The sequence below is a fragment of the Rhizobium albus genome (assembly GCA_030160035.1).
Lineage (GTDB): Bacteria > Pseudomonadota > Alphaproteobacteria > Rhizobiales > Rhizobiaceae > Georhizobium > Georhizobium albus.
In genome coordinates this window covers 188,391-203,723 of sequence record BSNO01000001.1, presented here as the reverse complement: position 1 = coordinate 203,723, position 15,333 = coordinate 188,391, and the positions used below count along the sequence as shown (strand labels likewise).

Here is a 15,333-nt window from a genome sequence, read left to right as displayed (position 1 = left end):
AAAATCAAGGGTTAACGCTTGCGATAAGAATTTATGAACTGTATTCAGCCTATTGAGGTCGCTTGATCAGTGACCGCGGGGATGACCGCATGGCGATTCGGGCAGGGTGGGCAGCCAATATGCGCTGGCATCGACTTCTTGTGGTTTCGGGGCTGTGCCTCACATTGGCGGCATGCAACAGCGGCGATACGCTCTCGAGCGTCTCGAACAAGGTCGAACATCCGTTGCCGACGAAGGTCGTCAACCGCATGAAGGCCTACGACATGACCGAGGCCTCCCCGATCATGATGCGCATCTTCAAGGAAGAAAGCGTTCTTGAAGTGTGGAAGGCCAAAGCCAACGGCCGCTACGAAAAGATCGCCGAATACGAAATCTGCAAATGGTCGGGTGAACTCGGTCCGAAGCGCGCCGAAGGCGATCGCCAGGCGCCGGAAGGGTTCTATACGGTCAACCGCCACCAGATGAACCCCAATTCCAGCTACTACCTCTCGTTCAACCTCGGCTATCCGAACCGGTTCGATCGCGCCCATGGCCGCACCGGCACGAACCTCATGGTGCATGGCGCCTGCTCGTCCGCCGGCTGCTACTCGATGACGGACGAACAGGTGCTGGAAATCTATGCCTTTGCGCGCGAAGCGTTCAAGGGTGGTCAGGAGAGCTTCCAGGTCCAGGCGCTGCCGTTTCGCATGACCGCGGAAAACATGGCGCGTCACCGCGACAATCCGAATTACGAATTCTGGAAAATGCTGAAGGTCGGCTACGACCACTTCGAGCTGACCAAGACGCCACCGAAGGTCGACGTCTGCAATAAGGAATACGTCTTCAACCAGGTGCCAACCGAGCCAAACGCCGTCTTCGACGCCTCGGCCGCTTGCCCCACGATGTCGACGCCTGAAAGCCTGCAGGTCGCTTACCAGACCTACGTTCAGGACTACGAGGCGGCCTTCCAGGAAGCGCTTCAGAAACAGTTGGGCCAGAAGCCCGGCCGCTCCGGCGCGCTGTCGCGCCTGCTGCCCGCAAATCAGTCGACCCCGACTTCTGCTACTGCGGCATCGGCTGCTGCCGTAACGGCCGTGCCTGCCGTCGCTGCACCGGCCGTCGTCGCGCCTGCAGCCGCGAGCGCACCTGTGGCAGCCGAGGCTGCACAGCCGGCTTCGGCGACCGTGCCTGCCGAGGCAAGCGCACCGACCGCGGCAACGCCGGTTTCGACGACGGCCCTGCCCGTTCCGGCTGCCAATCCGCTTGGCACCTCGACGTCGCTCTACGCAGCGCCTCCGCCGGCACCTGCCCAGCAGGTTGCGGAACGCCCCCGCTGGTCGCTTTGGGGTCGGAATTGACGTCTGGATCAGGCGAAACGATCACCTACGACCTCAAAGGCCTGAAATGCCCTTTGCCCGTGCTGAAGACGCGCAAGCGCATAGCCGCGCTGCCGTCGGGCACACGCGTGGTCGTGGAAACGACCGATCCAATGGCGGTCATCGACATCCCGCACTTCTGTCAGGAAAGCGGCAACAAACTCATTTCCACCGAAACGGTCGAGAGCGGCCACCGCTTCTGCATCGAAAAAACCTGAATGCTATCCTATGGGTGAGACCCGGTTTCTAGAACCGGTGCCCCGGCACGACCAGCGGGTTTGATTCCAGCGCTACGCGATCGGCTCGGTCCGCGGCGGGCTGCCCGGCAAAAGCACCAAAAAGGTCCCGCACGAAATCTTCGCCCAGATCGCACGTGATCACGACGAGCCGCGTGCGGCGATCGGCATCCGGCCATGACGGCAGACGTGCCGGGGGGTGGAAAGTGCCCTGAACGCCGTGAATGACGAGCGGGCGCTCCGGATTGTCCGAGAGCCCGACGATCCCCTTCATGCGCAGCACACGTTCGCTGTGCGCCGAGCGCAGGAGATCGATGAACATCGCGATGGCATCGCGATCGACCAGGCCATCATGCACAAGCGTGAATGCACGGATGCGCGCATCGTGGCGGTTTACATCGTGATGATGGTGGTGATGGTGATGGGCCGCCGCAATCGCCTCGTCGCGCAGCCAGCGTTGAACGTCCGCTGTCTTGGTCTCGGGATCGTAGAGCCCGCAATCGAAAAGCGCCGCATAGCCTGTTTGCGCTTCCTGGCCATCGAGAAGCGGCGCCCCCGGGTTCAGGACGCCGATGCGCGCCCGCAGCGCATCGAGCGATGCATCACCGGCCAGATCCGTCTTGGTCAGCACGATCCGGTCGGCGACCGCCACCTGCTTGACGGCTTCCTCATGCCGGTCGAGCGTGCCCATCGCATTCAGAGCGTCGAGCGTCGTGATGACACCGTCGAGCCGCAGGCTGTCCGCGAGCACGGGATGGCCCATGACCGCCTGCAGCACCGGCGCCGGGTCGGCAAGGCCGGTCGTTTCGATCACGATGCGGCGCAGGCGCTCGATGCGACCCGTCTGCAGCCTGTCGACGAGTTCCGCCAGCGTATCCACCAGTTCCCCGCGCACCGTGCAGCAGAGGCAGCCCTCCGAAAGCTCGATCACGCCATCGCTCGATTGCTCGACGAGCAGATGATCGATGCCGACATCGCCGAATTCGTTGACGATCACGGCCGTATCGGTGAGCTGCGGATCCTTCAGCAGGCGGTTGAGCAGCGTCGTCTTGCCCGAGCCCAGAAAGCCGGTCAGCACGGTCACTGGAATGGGGTCGTGACGCTTCATGGGCGCGGCCTCGGCAGGGGCAGCGGCACATCGAGCGAAGGCCGCAGCCCGTCGGTCGACGCCTCGCCTTCCGGCGCGGATGTGGCAAGTGAGGCTTCCATGGGCGCAGAATCCTCCTCAAGCTCGACCAGACGCGGCCGCGGCGTGGGGATCGGTACATCCACCTGGATCGCAGCGACGCGCCCGCCCGTTCCACCCAGCGCAACGGCCACCGGCTCCAATTCGCGTTCGAGCGGGCGGATGAACGCCGAACTCAGGATCAGCTCGCCATTGTCGTCGCGGCCTTCGGACCGCTGCGCAGCCGCTTCGGGCGAACAGATCTGCGGGCGCAGGTCGGCCACCTCGGCGTTGCCTTCGCCATAGGGCTGCAATTGCATGATCGGCGTCGCGCTGGCCGGTATGGCTTCGGTTAGCCCCTCCTCCAGCAACCGCGCGGATTCTTCCGCCCGGTCGGCCAGACTTTCGGCTCCGAAGACGACGGCGACCACCGAGCGGCCATTACGGCTTGCCGACGATACCTGGTTGAAGCCCGAGGAACAGATGAATCCTGTCTTCATGCCGTCTGCGCCCGGATAGCGCCCGATCAGCATGTTGAAGTTGGGATAAATATCGTTGCCCGCCTGGATGGCCTCGATGCTGAAATAATCGGAGTACTGCGGGAAATCGCGTTTGATCGCGAGCGCCAGCAAGGCCATGTCGCGCGCCGTCGTGTACTGTCCTTCGCCCGGCAGGCCGTTGGCGTTGATGAAGCGGGTCGACGTCATGCCCAGCCGTTCCGCTTCGGCGTTCATGCGAGCCACGAAGTTCCTGTCCGTGCCGGCAAGCGACTCCCCGATCGCCATCGCCACGTCGTTCGCCGACTTGACCATGATAATCTTGATGGCGTTGTCGAGCGTCATGGTGGCGCCCTCGCCATAGTACATCTTGCTCGGCGGCTGTGCCGCTGCCCGCGCGCTGAGCGTGACCGGCGACGTCAGATCCGCCTCGCCGCTTTCGATGGCGCGCAGCGCGATATAGGTCGTCATCAGCTTCGTAAGTGAAGCGGGGTACCAGCGCTTGAACGCATCCTCGTGCTCGATCACCCTGCCCGTTTCGACATCCACCAGCATGCGCGGAGCGGCATCCGCAGCCGACAACCCGGCCATCGAAGAAAGAAGACCTCCCGAAAGAAGGATGGCGGCGGACAGATGTGTAGCGCGGCTTTGCAGCACGTCATGCATTCCTTGGACAGTGGCGGCGAAGCCGAAGGCCGTACTTAACCTATATGGCGCCACCGTGGCAAAAAGATCGTTGATCCGGACGCTCCCGAGGTCCACATATTGGCGACCGAACTGGCTGCCATCTCGTGGCCTTGCACAGAAAATCAAGGATCGTTCATGCCCATCCTCAACCGCGCCGCCGAATTGCAGGAAGAAGTCGCGGGATGGCGCCGTCATCTCCACCAGCATCCTGAAATCCTTTTCGCCGTGCATGAGACGGCAGCCTTCGTCGAAAGCAAGCTCAGGGAATTCGGCTGCGACGAAGTGGTGACGGGGCTCGGACGCACGGGCGTCGTCGGCATCATCCGTGGCCGCAACGGCGAGGGCCGGACGATTGGCCTCAGGGCTGATATGGATGCGCTACCGATCACCGAGCAGACGGGCAGGGACTGGGCTTCACGTTCGCCCGGAAAGATGCATGCCTGCGGCCATGATGGCCACACCGCCATGCTTCTCGGCGCCGCAAAATATCTTGCAGACACACGCAATTTCCAAGGCTCCGTGGCAGTCATCTTCCAGCCTGCGGAGGAAGGCGGCGGCGGCGGCAATGAGATGGTGAAAGACGGCATGATGGAGCGCTTCCAGATCGCCGAAGTCTACGGCATGCACAATCTGCCGGGCCTTCCCATCGGCGCGTTCGCAACCCGCAAGGGCCCGATCATGGCGGCGACGGATGAGTTCCGCGTGACGGTGAAGGGGCGCGGCGGCCATGCGGCCATGCCCCACGAGACCATCGATCCCATCGTCATCGCCGCGCAGATGGTGCAGGCGTTGCAGATGATCGCCTCGCGCAATGCCGATCCGGTCGATGCAATCGTCGTGTCCGTCACGCAGTTCAAGGCGGGTTTCGCGCACAACGTAATCCCGGAAGAAGCAGTCTTCTCCGGCACCGTGCGGTCGCTCTCCGATCACAACCGCGATCTCGGCGAGGCGCGCATCCGCCAGGTCACCGAAGGCATCGCAGCCGCCCATGGCGCGACGGTCTCCATCTGGTACGACCGCAATTATCCCGTTACCTTCAATCATGCCGAAGAGACAGATCACGCCATCCAGGCGGCGGCGACGATCGCCGGCGACGACAATGTCGATGGCGACGTGGCACCGACGCTTGGTGGCGAGGATTTCTCCTACATGCTGAATGCCCGGCCGGGTGCCTTCATCTTCATCGGCAACGGCGACACCGCAGGCCTTCATCACCCCCGCTACGATTTCAACGACGAGGCGATCCCCCACGGCATCTCCTACTGGGTCCGCCTCGCCGAGACCCGCCTGGCCGCCTGAACCCCTTGGCGAACGCCGCGGTCTCGATTATGGAAAGACCCGCGTGGTCCCGTAGCTCAGGGGATAGAGCACAGGATTCCTAATCCTGGTGTCGCAGGTTCGAATCCTGCCGGGATCACCAACAGATTCAACGCTTTTGGGGGCATGCCGCGCTGTTCTCTTGTTGCGTCATGTTGCAACAGACTTCCCTTGATTTCCAACGGTTTCCGGTCATGCTCGGCAGTTCCACGCGACATGGATGCGACATGGCTGATATCGAGAAATTTCCAATTTCCCACTACAAGCGCGATCTAAACCGCCGGGGAAAGAAAAGCCTCAGCTGCATTATTTCCGATCGGTGGATCAAAGTCGGCAAGCCCCACCACGAGCAACTGGAGCTCGGAACGCCGATTGAATTGGAAGTCCTGACGGCCAACAACCCCTCAACCGCCGAAGACTACAAGATCTGCAGCATGAAGGTGACGGTTGAGCAGTTGCGTGATCTGCTAGCTGAAATCGAAAGAGAAGCCGGCGCTTGATCCTTGTTAAAGATGGATATCGAGTTCGGCGGCTACGCAGACGGTTACGCCGCCTTCGCCGCATCGCTTCCAATACAGTTGAGGAACATCGCTCCAAAGGCCTGAGCGCAGCCGATCTCAATGAGATCAGCCGCGAAGCGTTCTTTGAAGTGCAGCTTGCCGATGAGGAGCTCAGTGATCTCGAAACACAAGCACTCCTTCGAAGAGCGGATTCATGGGGCGTTGCCGTCCCTGCATATAAAGAAGGTCAGGACTAGGAGATCACTGTCTTCACCCAGGTATGGGTATTAACCGATCAGGGGAAAATGGATCTCAGGCGCAATATCGCTAAAGAGATCGAGATCCGGCACCGGCCTTGGCAAACGTGGGGCGCGTTCATCATCAGCGTCCTGAGCCTCGCCGTGGCAGTCATTGCATTAATCTTTGCAACGATGCCGCCAGCCGCATGACGAGTTATAGCGACGGTGTCCAGGGGATCCGGCTTGTGCCTTTGTGACCCCCCGTCTTCCACAGTCTGTCAACAGCTTGGCGGCATTTCCCCACGATCCACGGTTGCTGGTGTGGAAATGACTGACGGTTTGCTGATTTAGGCTTACCGCCCGGCCGCAAGTCGGACCATGCTTCCTGCGCGGTTCAAATCGACGTCATCTCGTCGAGCCGTGCAGAAGGAAGCGCGATGAACAGAGACGATCTCAGCCTCACTCTCCAGACCCTCCAGGTGGCAATCTCTCTGGCGATGCTGATAGCCACACTGGCGGTCTAAGAAGATACCCGCAGAAACTGCGGATCACCCACCATAGCCAAAACGCTGGCTGATCCAATGGAGGTGCCGACTTTTATCCACTATCTCGGGCGGGACTCTTTGGAGTTCCGTCCGATGCCGGGAGCGGGATCTCCGGCAACAGCGGATCGCCACGCTCTGCCCGCCGCGCGTTGTGCCAGGCGCCCATCTCCGCGAAGATCCTCTCATAGTCCATCTCCGGCTTGATGAAGCCCTTCGGCGGCCTCTTGACTCGGACGAGGTGCATACGCGTGCGGAATCTGATCTCGCCCACCAGCTCGTCGCCGCGGTAGACCGAAGCCGAGTTCTCTTGAAGATGGTAGAGCGTCCGCAGCCGGCCGCCCCATACCACATAGACGTTGCTGTCTGATCAGTCCCGCAAGCGATGCAGCCGCACGATCTCGGGCTGGCGCTCGATCGTGCCGAGACCAATGGCGGCTTCGGCTGCGGCGAGAATGGCGCCGCGATCGAGTTCGGCTTCCGCATACATCGCCTCCGGCTTGTCCTGCTGGACGAAGCGGTCGGGCAAGGTTAGCGTGCGGATGCGGCAGCCGCGGTCGAGCACGCCGCGCTCGGCGAGCAGATGCAGCACATGGGCACCGAACCCGCCCCGCGCGCCTTCCTCGATCGTGATCAGCACCGCATGCTCGCTGGCGAGCGACAGGATCAGTGCTTCGTCGAGCGGCTTGGCAAAGCGTGCATCAGCAACCGTCGTCGAAAGCCCCATTGCGTCGAGCCGTTCGGCCGCTGCCAGGCATTCCTGCAGGCGCGTGCCAAGCGAGAGCAACGCGATCTGCGTGCCTTCCTTCACGATCCGGCCCCGTCCGATCTCGAGCACTTGGCCGACGCGCGGCATCTCGACGCCTGTGCCCTCGCCACGTGGATAGCGCACCGCCGAAGGACCGTCCGACAGCGCTGCCGCCGTTGCCACCATATGCACCAGTTCCGCCTCATCGCTCGCGGCCATGACGGTGAAATCGGGTAGATTGCTGAGGAAAGCGAGGTCGAAGGATCCCGCATGGGTCGGGCCATCGGCGCCCACGAGCCCCGCGCGATCGATGGCGAAGCGCACCGGCAGGCGCTGCAAGGCAACGTCGTGCACGATTTGGTCGTAACCACGCTGCAGGAAGGTCGAATAGATCGCGCAGAACGGCTTCATCCCGGATGCGGCAAGACCGGCGCAGAACGTCACCGCATGCTGTTCGGCAATGCCCACGTCGAACATGCGCGACGGGAAGCGTTTGGCAAAGCGGTCGAGACCGGTGCCGTCCGGCATGGCGGCCGTGACCGCGACGATGGACGCATCGCGTTCTGCTTCCTGGATCAGCGCATCGGCAAACACCTTCGTGTAGGACGGCGCCTTGGCCACGCTCTTGACCTGAGTTCCGCTCGCGACGTCGAAGCTGGAAACGCCATGGTACTTGTCGGCTGCTTCCTCCGCCGGCCGATATCCCTTGCCCTTGCGCGTGATTGCATGGAGGAGAACGGGGCCGTCCGACCGCTCCTTCACGGTCCTAAGGATGGGCAGGATCTGCGACAGGTCGTGTCCGTCGAACGGGCCCACATAGGAAAAGCCGAGTTCTTCGAACAGCGTCGCGCCCGGCACCAGGCCTTTGACCAGCGTGCGAGCGCGCCTCGCCCCTTCCCGGAGCGGCGGCGGCAGATGGTCAACGGCGTTGCGCGCGGCCAATTTCAGATTCTGCAGCGGCCGGGCGGCATAGAGCCGGGCGAGGTATTTCGACATCGCACCGACTGGCGGCGCGATCGACATGGCATTGTCGTTCAGGATCACGATTAGCCGGCTGCCGAGCGCGCCGGCATTGTTGAGCGCCTCATACGCCATGCCGGCCGACATGGCGCCATCGCCGATCACGCAGATGACGTGGTCGTCGCTGCCCTGGAAATCGCGGCCCACGGCAAAGCCGAGCCCGGCTGAAATGGATGTCGAGGAGTGCGCGGCGCCAAACGGGTCATAGGGGCTCTCAGCGCGTTTCGTAAAACCGGAGAGGCCATCGCCCTTACGCAAGGTACGGATCCGATCGCGCCGGCCTGTCAGGATCTTGTGCGGATAGCATTGGTGGCCAACATCGAAGATCAGCCGGTCTTTGGGAGTGTCGAACACCGCGTGGATCGCAACCGTCAGCTCTACGACACCCAACCCTGCACCGAGATGGCCGCCCGTCACCGATACCGCGTCGATGGTTTCTCTCCGGAGTTCGTCTGCCAGCTGGCGCAACTGCCTGTCGCTCAGCCGCTTCATGTCGCGGGGTTCGGTCACCTTATCGAGAAGCGGCGTGGGTGAAGGCGTCTTCCTGCTGCTCATCATGGCTCTCCCGGCCGCATGACCTCCGGCAATCTGTGACCGCCGATGGACGATTGGGTATGTCAATTCAGATTGACATATAATACAGTCACTGTCGACATACAGTTGACCCTCGAAAAGAGAGACGCGGATGCCGCAGACCTATCCTTTCAGCGCCATTGTCGGTCAGTATGAAATGAAGCGCGCACTGCTGCTCGCAGCGATAGATCCGGCGATCGGCGGCGTGCTGGTCCTCGGCGATCGGGGGACCGGCAAATCCACGGCCGTGCGCGCACTTGCAGCGCTCCTGCCCCCGATCAAGACAGTGCTCGGCTGCCGTTTCAATTGCGACCCGGCGGCACCGACGGTCGATTGTCCGGACTGCCAGCGCAATTCGAACGCACGCCTCAAGATCGACAAGCGCCCGATTCCGGTTATCGATCTGCCTCTCGGCGCAAGCGAAGACCGGGTTGCCGGCGCCCTCGACATCGAAGCGGCGCTGACCCAGGGCAAAAAGACGTTTCAGCCGGGACTGCTCGCGGCAGCCCATCGCGGGTTCCTCTATGTAGACGAAGTCAACCTCCTGGAGGACCACCTCGTCGACCTGTTGCTCGACGTTGCCGCATCGGGCGTCAACCTCGTCGAGCGCGACGGGCTGAGCCTGCGCCATCCGGCGCGCTTCGTCTTGGTGGGCAGCGGCAATCCCGAAGAGGGCGAGCTGCGGCCACAGCTGCTCGACCGGTTCGGTTTGTCGCTCGACGTGACCTCGCCCACCGATATCGCGGAGCGCATCGAGGTAGTGAAGCGTCGGGATGCGTTCGAGCGCGATCCGGCGCAATTTCTCGACAGCTGGGCGCGCAAGGACGCAGCGCTTGGCAAGCGCATCCTAAAGGCCCGCGCGGAACTGAACGAAATCGCGGTCGGCGACGAAATCCTCGAAATCGCGGCTGGCCTGGCAATCAAACTCGGCATCGATGGCTCGCGCGGCGAGTTGACCATGATGCGGGCAGCCCGTGCGCTTGCAGCCTACGAACAGCGCGAACGTGTCACGCCCGAACTTCTGCTGGCCGTTGCACCATCCTGCCTGCGGCACCGTCTCCGCCGCGATCCGATGGACGAAAGCGGCTCGTCGATCCGTGTCGAACGCGCGATCGCCTCCATATCGGTTGCAGTCGCATGACAGCCGACACCGGCGATCTCCCGATGATTGAGCGGCCGGATGCACCAGACATCTGGTCCGCCGTCGCGAGGGCGGCGGATGTCTTCGCCATGGATCCTTTTCTGCTCGGCGGGATACATCTGAAGTCGCAGGCCGGGCCGGTGCGTGACGCGGCCATCGAAATTCTGCAGTCGCGCATCTCCAAACAGCTGCCCTGGCTGCGCATGACGCCATCGATCGCCGACGATCATCTTGTCGATGGATATGATCTCGCTGCGACGCTCGCGCAACGCGAACTGGTTGCACGATCGGGGATGTTGTCACGTGCCAAGGGCGGCATCCTGGTCATTGCCATGGCGGAAAGGCTGACAGCGCTGCAGGCCGCATTGATCGCTGCGGCGATCGATCGGCGCGAATTCGCAGTTCTGTTGCTCGACGAGGGTCTTTCGGACGAAGCCGTCCATCCCTGCCTGCTGGATCGCGTCGCGCTGACGCTGGAGCTTTCCAAGGGCCGCTTGCCTCTAAAACCGGGTGATACCGCCTCGGCGCTGGCAGCACCTCAGGAAACCCCACGCGAGGTCGCAGTGCCGGAGCCGGTGATGGAGGCTTGCTGCGCGTTAGCACTCGCCCTCAACCGATCTTCCATGCGTGCGCCATCGCATCTTCTGAACGTGACCCGCATCCTCGCGCATTTGGATGGGGAAGCTACCGCCAGCACCGAAGCACTGCGTGAAGCAGTCGGCCTTGTTTTCGGTCTCACCCCCATCGCCGCCGAAGACGACAGTGGTGAAAACCCGGAGTCACCGGACATTCCACAACTCGACGACACGGCAGCCGAATCTCAACCCGAGCGCAATCAAGCCGAAAACCTGCCGCACGATCTGGAAGATTCGGAGCATGCCGGCGCCGACGAAACAATCGCGGTCGACATCCTCGACGCCTATCTGCCGGAAGATGTGCTTCAAGCCGCTGCCGCAGCACGGGGCGCACGCGGCGGAGCATCCTCCGGCAAGCGCGGACCGAGCCAACGGTCCGTAAGCCGAGGCCGACGCTTGGCTGCCCGGCCGCGGCCTGAAAATGGTCGCAGCGCATTGGATATAGTTGCAACATTGCGCGCTGCGGTTCCCTGGCAGACGATCCGACGGACAGCGACCGCTTCGGATGCTGCGACCGATCGGCCGATCGCGATCCGCCGCGAGGACTTTCGCTACACCCGCTTTTCGGCGCCATCGGAAACGCTCGCGATTTTCGCCGTCGATGCGTCCGGGTCGTCGGCCCATGCACGGCTCGGCGAAGCGAAGGGCGCGATCGAGACGCTCCTTGGCCAGTGTTATGCGCGGCGCGACGCCGTGGCGTTGATCGTCTTCAGGGGCGCGCAAGCCGAGATAGTTCTGCCCCCTACCCGTTCGCTGCTGCGCGCAAGGCGTGCGCTCGTCGCCATGGCGGGCGGCGGCCCGACTCCGCTTGCCGGCGGGCTGGCGCTTGCCCGACTTCTAGCTGGCAAGGCTGCGGAGCGAGGTCAGAACGCGATCACCATCCTGATGACCGACGGCCGTGCCAATATTGCGCTCGATGGCACCGCCGGGCGCGAGCGCGCCGAGGCAGACACGCGCCGCATGGCCGCCGCGTTCCGGCTTGCCGGCCTCTCGAGCGTTCTGGTCGATACGGCACGGCGCCCGCGCGAACATGCAGCCGATCTTGCACGGGCCATGGGCGGCGAGTATCTGCCGCTTCCCGCCGGCCGCGCGCAGGATCTGAGCCTTGCCGTGCGCAGCCGAATGGATCGGCAATCCTCCAATACCAGGCCGATTTGAACGGCCATGAACGCGCTCTCCATCCACCGCTATCCGGACTGGAACGTGCTCGGCAAAGACTGGCCGAACCGGGAGCACAGCCGGTTCGTGCGGTCCGGCGCGCTCACCTGGCACGTGCAGATCGCAGGCAGCGGTCCTCCGCTGCTGCTCATCCATGGCACGGGCGCGGCAAGCCACAGCTTTCGCCACATGCTGCCCGACCTCGCGCGTGATTTCACGGTGATCGTGCCAGACTTGCCCGGCCACGGTTTTACACACGGTGCCGGCCGGCACGATCTCACACTGTCCGGAATGGCGCGCGCGCTCACGGCACTGATTGGCGAGCTCAAGCTTGCTATCGTCGGTGCGGCCGGCCACTCGGCAGGCGCGGCGATCCTGCTGCGCATGGCGCTCGATGGGCGCCTCGCGCAATGCAAGCTCATCGTCGGCTTCAATGCCGCCATCCGCCCGATCGCCGGCTCCGGCATTTACGGGCCGCTGGCACGGCTGCTATTCATCAACCCGCTGGCGCCCAAGCTTTTTGCTTGGCGGGCGGAAAGCATGGATGCCACCCGACGGCTGCTCGCCGGCACCGGTTCGACGATCGAACCCGAAGGCGTAGCGCTCTATCGCGCCCTCTTCCGCCATTCCGGCCACGTGGCTGGCACGCTTGGCATGATGGCCAACTGGGATCTCGAAAGCCTCAACACAGACCTTGGCAAGCTGAAGACGACGACCATGCTGGTCGCGACGAGAGGCGACAAGGCCGTACCCTTCGCCGACAGCCAGTCGGTGGCTGCCCTGTCTCCAGCAATTACAACGCTCATCCTGAATGAGGGCGGCCATCTCTACCACGAAGAACAGCCCGACGAAGCGGCGCGCCTGCTGCGACTTCTGGCAAGCGATGCCGCCATCGCGCCCGGCGCGACGCGAACGGGCGAGCCCGAACCGAGCGAGGATCGATGAATGCTGACCGTCGTTGACAATCAACGCCCGTTGCGCGCCGCTGACGACAAGCGACCCCACGCCATCGTTATCGGCAGCGGTTTCGGTGGCCTCGCCGCAGCCGTCCGCATGGGCGCTCGCGGCTATCGCGTAACCGTGCTTGAGCGGCTCGACGAATTCGGCGGCCGCGCCGGTGTGATCCATCAGGAGGGTTTCACCTTCGATCGCGGCCCGACGATCGTCACGGCGCCGCATCTTTTCGAGGAACTGTGGACGCTCTGCGGCAAGAAAATGCAGGACGACGTGGAGATGCTTCGCCTGAAGCCGTTCTACAAACTCCGCTTCGACGACGGCGACACCATCGCCTGCTCGGAAGACATCGCTGCCATGGAGGCGGAGGTGCGGCGCGTGAACGCCGACGACCTGCCGGGCTATCGCCGCTTCATGAAGCTCAGCGACGAGATCATGGCGCTCGGTTTCGAGCAACTCGCCGACCAGCCGTTTTCGACCGTTACGGACATGCTGCGCATCGCGCCGGACCTTTTGCGGCTGCAGGGCTACAGGTCGGTCTTCGGCCTTGTCTCGGCGCATGTAAAGCACCCCAAGCTGCGCACCATGCTGAGCTTTCACCCGCTGCTCATCGGCGGCAATCCGCTAAGCGCGCCGGCGATTTACTGTCTGATCCCCTCGCTGGAGCGTCGCTGGGGCGTTCACTACCCGCAAGGCGGCGTCAACCAGATCGTCGATGGACTGGTGAAGCTCATCCGGGGACAAGGCAATCTCGCAGTCACGCGCAGCGAAGTCGCAGGGATCACGCTGACCGACGGCAAGGTTTCCGGCGTCCGGCTGTCCGACGGCACGCGGCTCGATGCCGATATCGTCATCTCAAATGCCGATCCCGCCGTGACGAGCGCACTTTTGCCGAATGGCCAACGCCAGGCGAAACGACTGGTTAAGTCGCGCTATTCCATGGGCCTCGTCGTTTTCTACTTCGGCACCAAGCGGCGCTATGACGATGTCGGCCACCACACCATCCTGCTCGGTCCGCGCTATGAAGGCCTGCTGAACGACATCTTCAAACGCCGTCCGCTGACGGAGGATTTCAGCCTTTATCTGCACCGCCCGAGTGCCAGCGATGCATCCGTTGCGCCTTCGGGATGCGACGCCTTCTATGCCTTGACGCCCGTGCCCCATCTCGGCGCCGACATCGACTGGGCGGAAGCGACGGCAAGACGCCGCGATGCCATCATCGAACGTCTGTCATCGACCCTGCTGCCAGGCTTGCGGGACGAGATCGTCACCGAGGCGATTGCCGTTCCCGATGACTTCGCCGAACGCTATCTCTCGCCCTATGGCTCCGGCTTTTCGCTCGAGCCGATCCTGACCCAGAGCGCCTGGTTCCGCCCGCACAATCGCAGCGACGCCGCTGAAAACCTCTACCTGGTCGGTGCTGGCACGCACCCAGGCGCCGGCCTGCCCGGCGTCATCTCCTCTGCCCGCATGCTCGACAGGATGGTGCCCGATGCCGCCGCCTTCAAACGCTAGATCGCCGCTGACGCCGCGCGACTGTGCCCAGTGCCGGCAGTCGATCCGCCAGGGGTCGCACTCCTTCTTCATCGCGTCGCTGCTGCTGCCGGTCGACGTGCGCGAACCGGCTTATGCCATCTATGCTTTCTGCCGCATGGCCGACGACATGATCGATCAGGCGGGTGGCGGCCCGGAGGCAATCGCTGAGCTTACCGCGCGGCTCGACAACATCTATCGCGGGCGACCCGCAAACCATTTCGTCGATCGCAGTTTCGCCGAAACCGTCGCTCGTTTCGCCATCCCGCAAGCGATCCCGGCAGCGCTTATCGAAGGCCTTGCCTGGGATGCCGCCGGCCGCACCTACGACACGCTTGGGGATCTCGAGGACTATGCGGCCCGCGTCGCTGGAACGGTTGGCGTGATGATGACGCTGGTCATGGCAAGGCGAGATCCGTTCGTGCTCGCCCGTGCAGCCGATCTCGGCGTGGCGATGCAGCTGACCAACATCGCCCGCGACATCGGCGAGGACGCACGTGCCGGCCGGAACTACCTGCCGGAGGAATGGCTGCGCCGGGAACCGCTCTCGAAAATAGCCGTCGCGAACCCGGACGCCTCCCAGTCGGAAACGGTGCGGCGGATGACGCTTCGGCTGCTCGACCGCGCCGAATTCCTCTACGATCGCGCGCTGCCGGGCATTGCCGAACTGCCCGCAGATTGCCGACGCGGCATCCAGGCATCGCGCCTCCTCTATCATGCGATCGGTGACGAAATCCGCGCTGGCGTCGATCCGCTCCATGAGCGCGCCATCATCTCGAAACGCCGCAAGATCGCGCTCGCCCTCAGAGCGGCTGCGATGCCGCCGCCATCTCCCGACGGCCTGAGCAGACCGGCGTTGACGGCGACCCGGTTTCTCGTCGATGCCGTCGAAACCGAAGTCCGCGCTCCGCGCGTCGATACGCTTCCGCCATGGTGGCGCTATGACGCGCGTGTCGTGCGCATGCTGCAATTGCTGGGCGCCATCAAGGCTCGTCGCGAACCTGGCGGCACGGCTCAAATGGAAGGTTAGCGG

Annotated in this window: 13 protein-coding genes and 1 tRNA gene; 11 read left to right on the top strand and 3 right to left on the bottom strand. The window is 63.4% G+C overall.

Going from position 1 to position 15,333, the window contains the following annotated elements:
• Window positions 1–89: 89 nt before the first annotated feature.
• A complete protein-coding gene (locus tag QQL76_RS00920) occupies window positions 90–1,337 on the top strand; it encodes a L,D-transpeptidase family protein (protein ID WP_499205969.1) in 1,248 nt (415 codons plus the stop codon).
• Window positions 1,334–1,573 carry a sulfurtransferase TusA family protein gene (locus QQL76_RS00915; protein ID WP_499205968.1) on the top strand — a complete coding sequence of 80 codons (240 nt, stop codon included), beginning with the start codon at window positions 1,334–1,336 and terminating at the stop codon, window positions 1,571–1,573. Before QQL76_RS00920 ends, QQL76_RS00915 begins: the two co-directional genes overlap by 4 nt.
• Window positions 1,574–1,601: 28 nt before the next feature.
• Here QQL76_RS00915 and QQL76_RS00910 read toward each other — a convergent pair whose 3' ends face one another.
• Window positions 1,602–2,699, bottom strand: a complete 1,098-nt coding sequence (locus QQL76_RS00910) for a CobW family GTP-binding protein (protein ID WP_499205967.1) — start codon at window positions 2,697–2,699, stop codon at window positions 1,602–1,604.
• The gene (locus QQL76_RS00905) at window positions 2,696–3,907 is read right to left on the bottom strand and encodes a D-alanyl-D-alanine carboxypeptidase family protein (RefSeq protein ID WP_499207084.1); all 1,212 of its coding nucleotides are present in this window, start codon (window positions 3,905–3,907) and stop codon (window positions 2,696–2,698) included. The genes QQL76_RS00910 and QQL76_RS00905 overlap by 4 nt, the downstream gene beginning before the upstream one ends.
• A gap of 168 nt (window positions 3,908–4,075) precedes the next feature.
• On the opposite strand from QQL76_RS00905, the gene QQL76_RS00900 reads away from it, so the two are divergent.
• The 4 genes from QQL76_RS00900 (at window position 4,076) to QQL76_RS00885 (ending at window position 6,014) form a co-directional block, all read left to right on the top strand.
• Entirely contained in the window at window positions 4,076–5,239 is a 1,164-nt protein-coding gene (locus QQL76_RS00900; protein ID WP_499205966.1) for a M20 aminoacylase family protein, read from the top strand.
• Window positions 5,240–5,284: 45 nt separating this feature from the next.
• Window positions 5,285–5,360: transfer RNA gene (locus tag QQL76_RS00895), tRNA-Arg, on the top strand.
• A 124-nt stretch (window positions 5,361–5,484) separates the two neighbouring features.
• Window positions 5,485–5,757, top strand: coding sequence for a hypothetical protein (locus tag QQL76_RS00890; protein ID WP_499205965.1), 273 nt, complete (start codon window positions 5,485–5,487; stop codon window positions 5,755–5,757).
• Window positions 5,754–6,014 (top strand): hypothetical protein, encoded by a 261-nt coding sequence (locus tag QQL76_RS00885; protein ID WP_499205964.1) that lies wholly within the window; start codon window positions 5,754–5,756, stop codon window positions 6,012–6,014. The genes QQL76_RS00890 and QQL76_RS00885 overlap by 4 nt, the downstream gene beginning before the upstream one ends.
• 894 nt (window positions 6,015–6,908) lie before the next feature.
• Here the strand turns inward: QQL76_RS00885 and dxs are convergent.
• Window positions 6,909–8,861 carry a 1-deoxy-D-xylulose-5-phosphate synthase gene (dxs, locus tag QQL76_RS00880; RefSeq protein WP_499205963.1) on the bottom strand — a complete coding sequence of 651 codons (1,953 nt, stop codon included), beginning with the start codon at window positions 8,859–8,861 and terminating at the stop codon, window positions 6,909–6,911.
• 130 nt (window positions 8,862–8,991) lie between these two features.
• Here dxs and bchI point away from each other — a divergent pair, with 130 nt between their 5' ends.
• The 5 genes from bchI to QQL76_RS00855 are packed head-to-tail and all read left to right on the top strand — an operon-like array spanning window position 8,992 to window position 15,330.
• Window positions 8,992–10,020 (top strand): magnesium chelatase ATPase subunit I, encoded by a 1,029-nt coding sequence (bchI, locus tag QQL76_RS00875; RefSeq protein ID WP_499205962.1) that lies wholly within the window; start codon window positions 8,992–8,994, stop codon window positions 10,018–10,020.
• Entirely contained in the window at window positions 10,017–11,813 is a 1,797-nt protein-coding gene (locus tag QQL76_RS00870) for a VWA domain-containing protein (protein WP_499205961.1), read from the top strand. Before bchI ends, QQL76_RS00870 begins: the two co-directional genes overlap by 4 nt.
• Before the next feature lie 6 nt (window positions 11,814–11,819).
• Window positions 11,820–12,758: an alpha/beta fold hydrolase BchO gene (gene bchO / locus QQL76_RS00865; RefSeq protein ID WP_499205960.1), complete on the top strand. Its 939-nt coding sequence runs from the start codon at window positions 11,820–11,822 to the stop codon at window positions 12,756–12,758.
• Complete coding sequence (gene crtI / locus QQL76_RS00860) at window positions 12,759–14,282, top strand: phytoene desaturase family protein (protein WP_499205959.1); 1,524 nt, start codon at window positions 12,759–12,761, stop codon at window positions 14,280–14,282.
• The gene (locus QQL76_RS00855; RefSeq protein WP_499205958.1) at window positions 14,260–15,330 is read left to right on the top strand and encodes a phytoene/squalene synthase family protein; all 1,071 of its coding nucleotides are present in this window, start codon (window positions 14,260–14,262) and stop codon (window positions 15,328–15,330) included. The genes crtI and QQL76_RS00855 overlap by 23 nt, the downstream gene beginning before the upstream one ends.
• Window positions 15,331–15,333 lie beyond the last annotated feature (3 nt).

Coding starts and splice junctions, on each gene's coding strand:
- QQL76_RS00920 (WP_499205969.1), top strand. CDS start 90: ATGGCGATTCGGGCAGGGTGGGCAGCCAATATGCGCTGGCATCGACTT.
- QQL76_RS00910 (WP_499205967.1), bottom strand. CDS start 2,699: ATGAAGCGTCACGACCCCATTCCAGTGACCGTGCTGACCGGCTTTCTG.
- QQL76_RS00900 (WP_499205966.1), top strand. CDS start 4,076: ATGCCCATCCTCAACCGCGCCGCCGAATTGCAGGAAGAAGTCGCGGGA.
- QQL76_RS00890 (WP_499205965.1), top strand. CDS start 5,485: ATGGCTGATATCGAGAAATTTCCAATTTCCCACTACAAGCGCGATCTA.
- dxs (WP_499205963.1), bottom strand. CDS start 8,861: ATGAGCAGCAGGAAGACGCCTTCACCCACGCCGCTTCTCGATAAGGTG.
- bchI (WP_499205962.1), top strand. CDS start 8,992: ATGCCGCAGACCTATCCTTTCAGCGCCATTGTCGGTCAGTATGAAATG.
- QQL76_RS00870 (WP_499205961.1), top strand. CDS start 10,017: ATGACAGCCGACACCGGCGATCTCCCGATGATTGAGCGGCCGGATGCA.
- bchO (WP_499205960.1), top strand. CDS start 11,820: ATGAACGCGCTCTCCATCCACCGCTATCCGGACTGGAACGTGCTCGGC.
- crtI (WP_499205959.1), top strand. CDS start 12,759: ATGCTGACCGTCGTTGACAATCAACGCCCGTTGCGCGCCGCTGACGAC.
- QQL76_RS00855 (WP_499205958.1), top strand. CDS start 14,260: ATGCCGCCGCCTTCAAACGCTAGATCGCCGCTGACGCCGCGCGACTGT.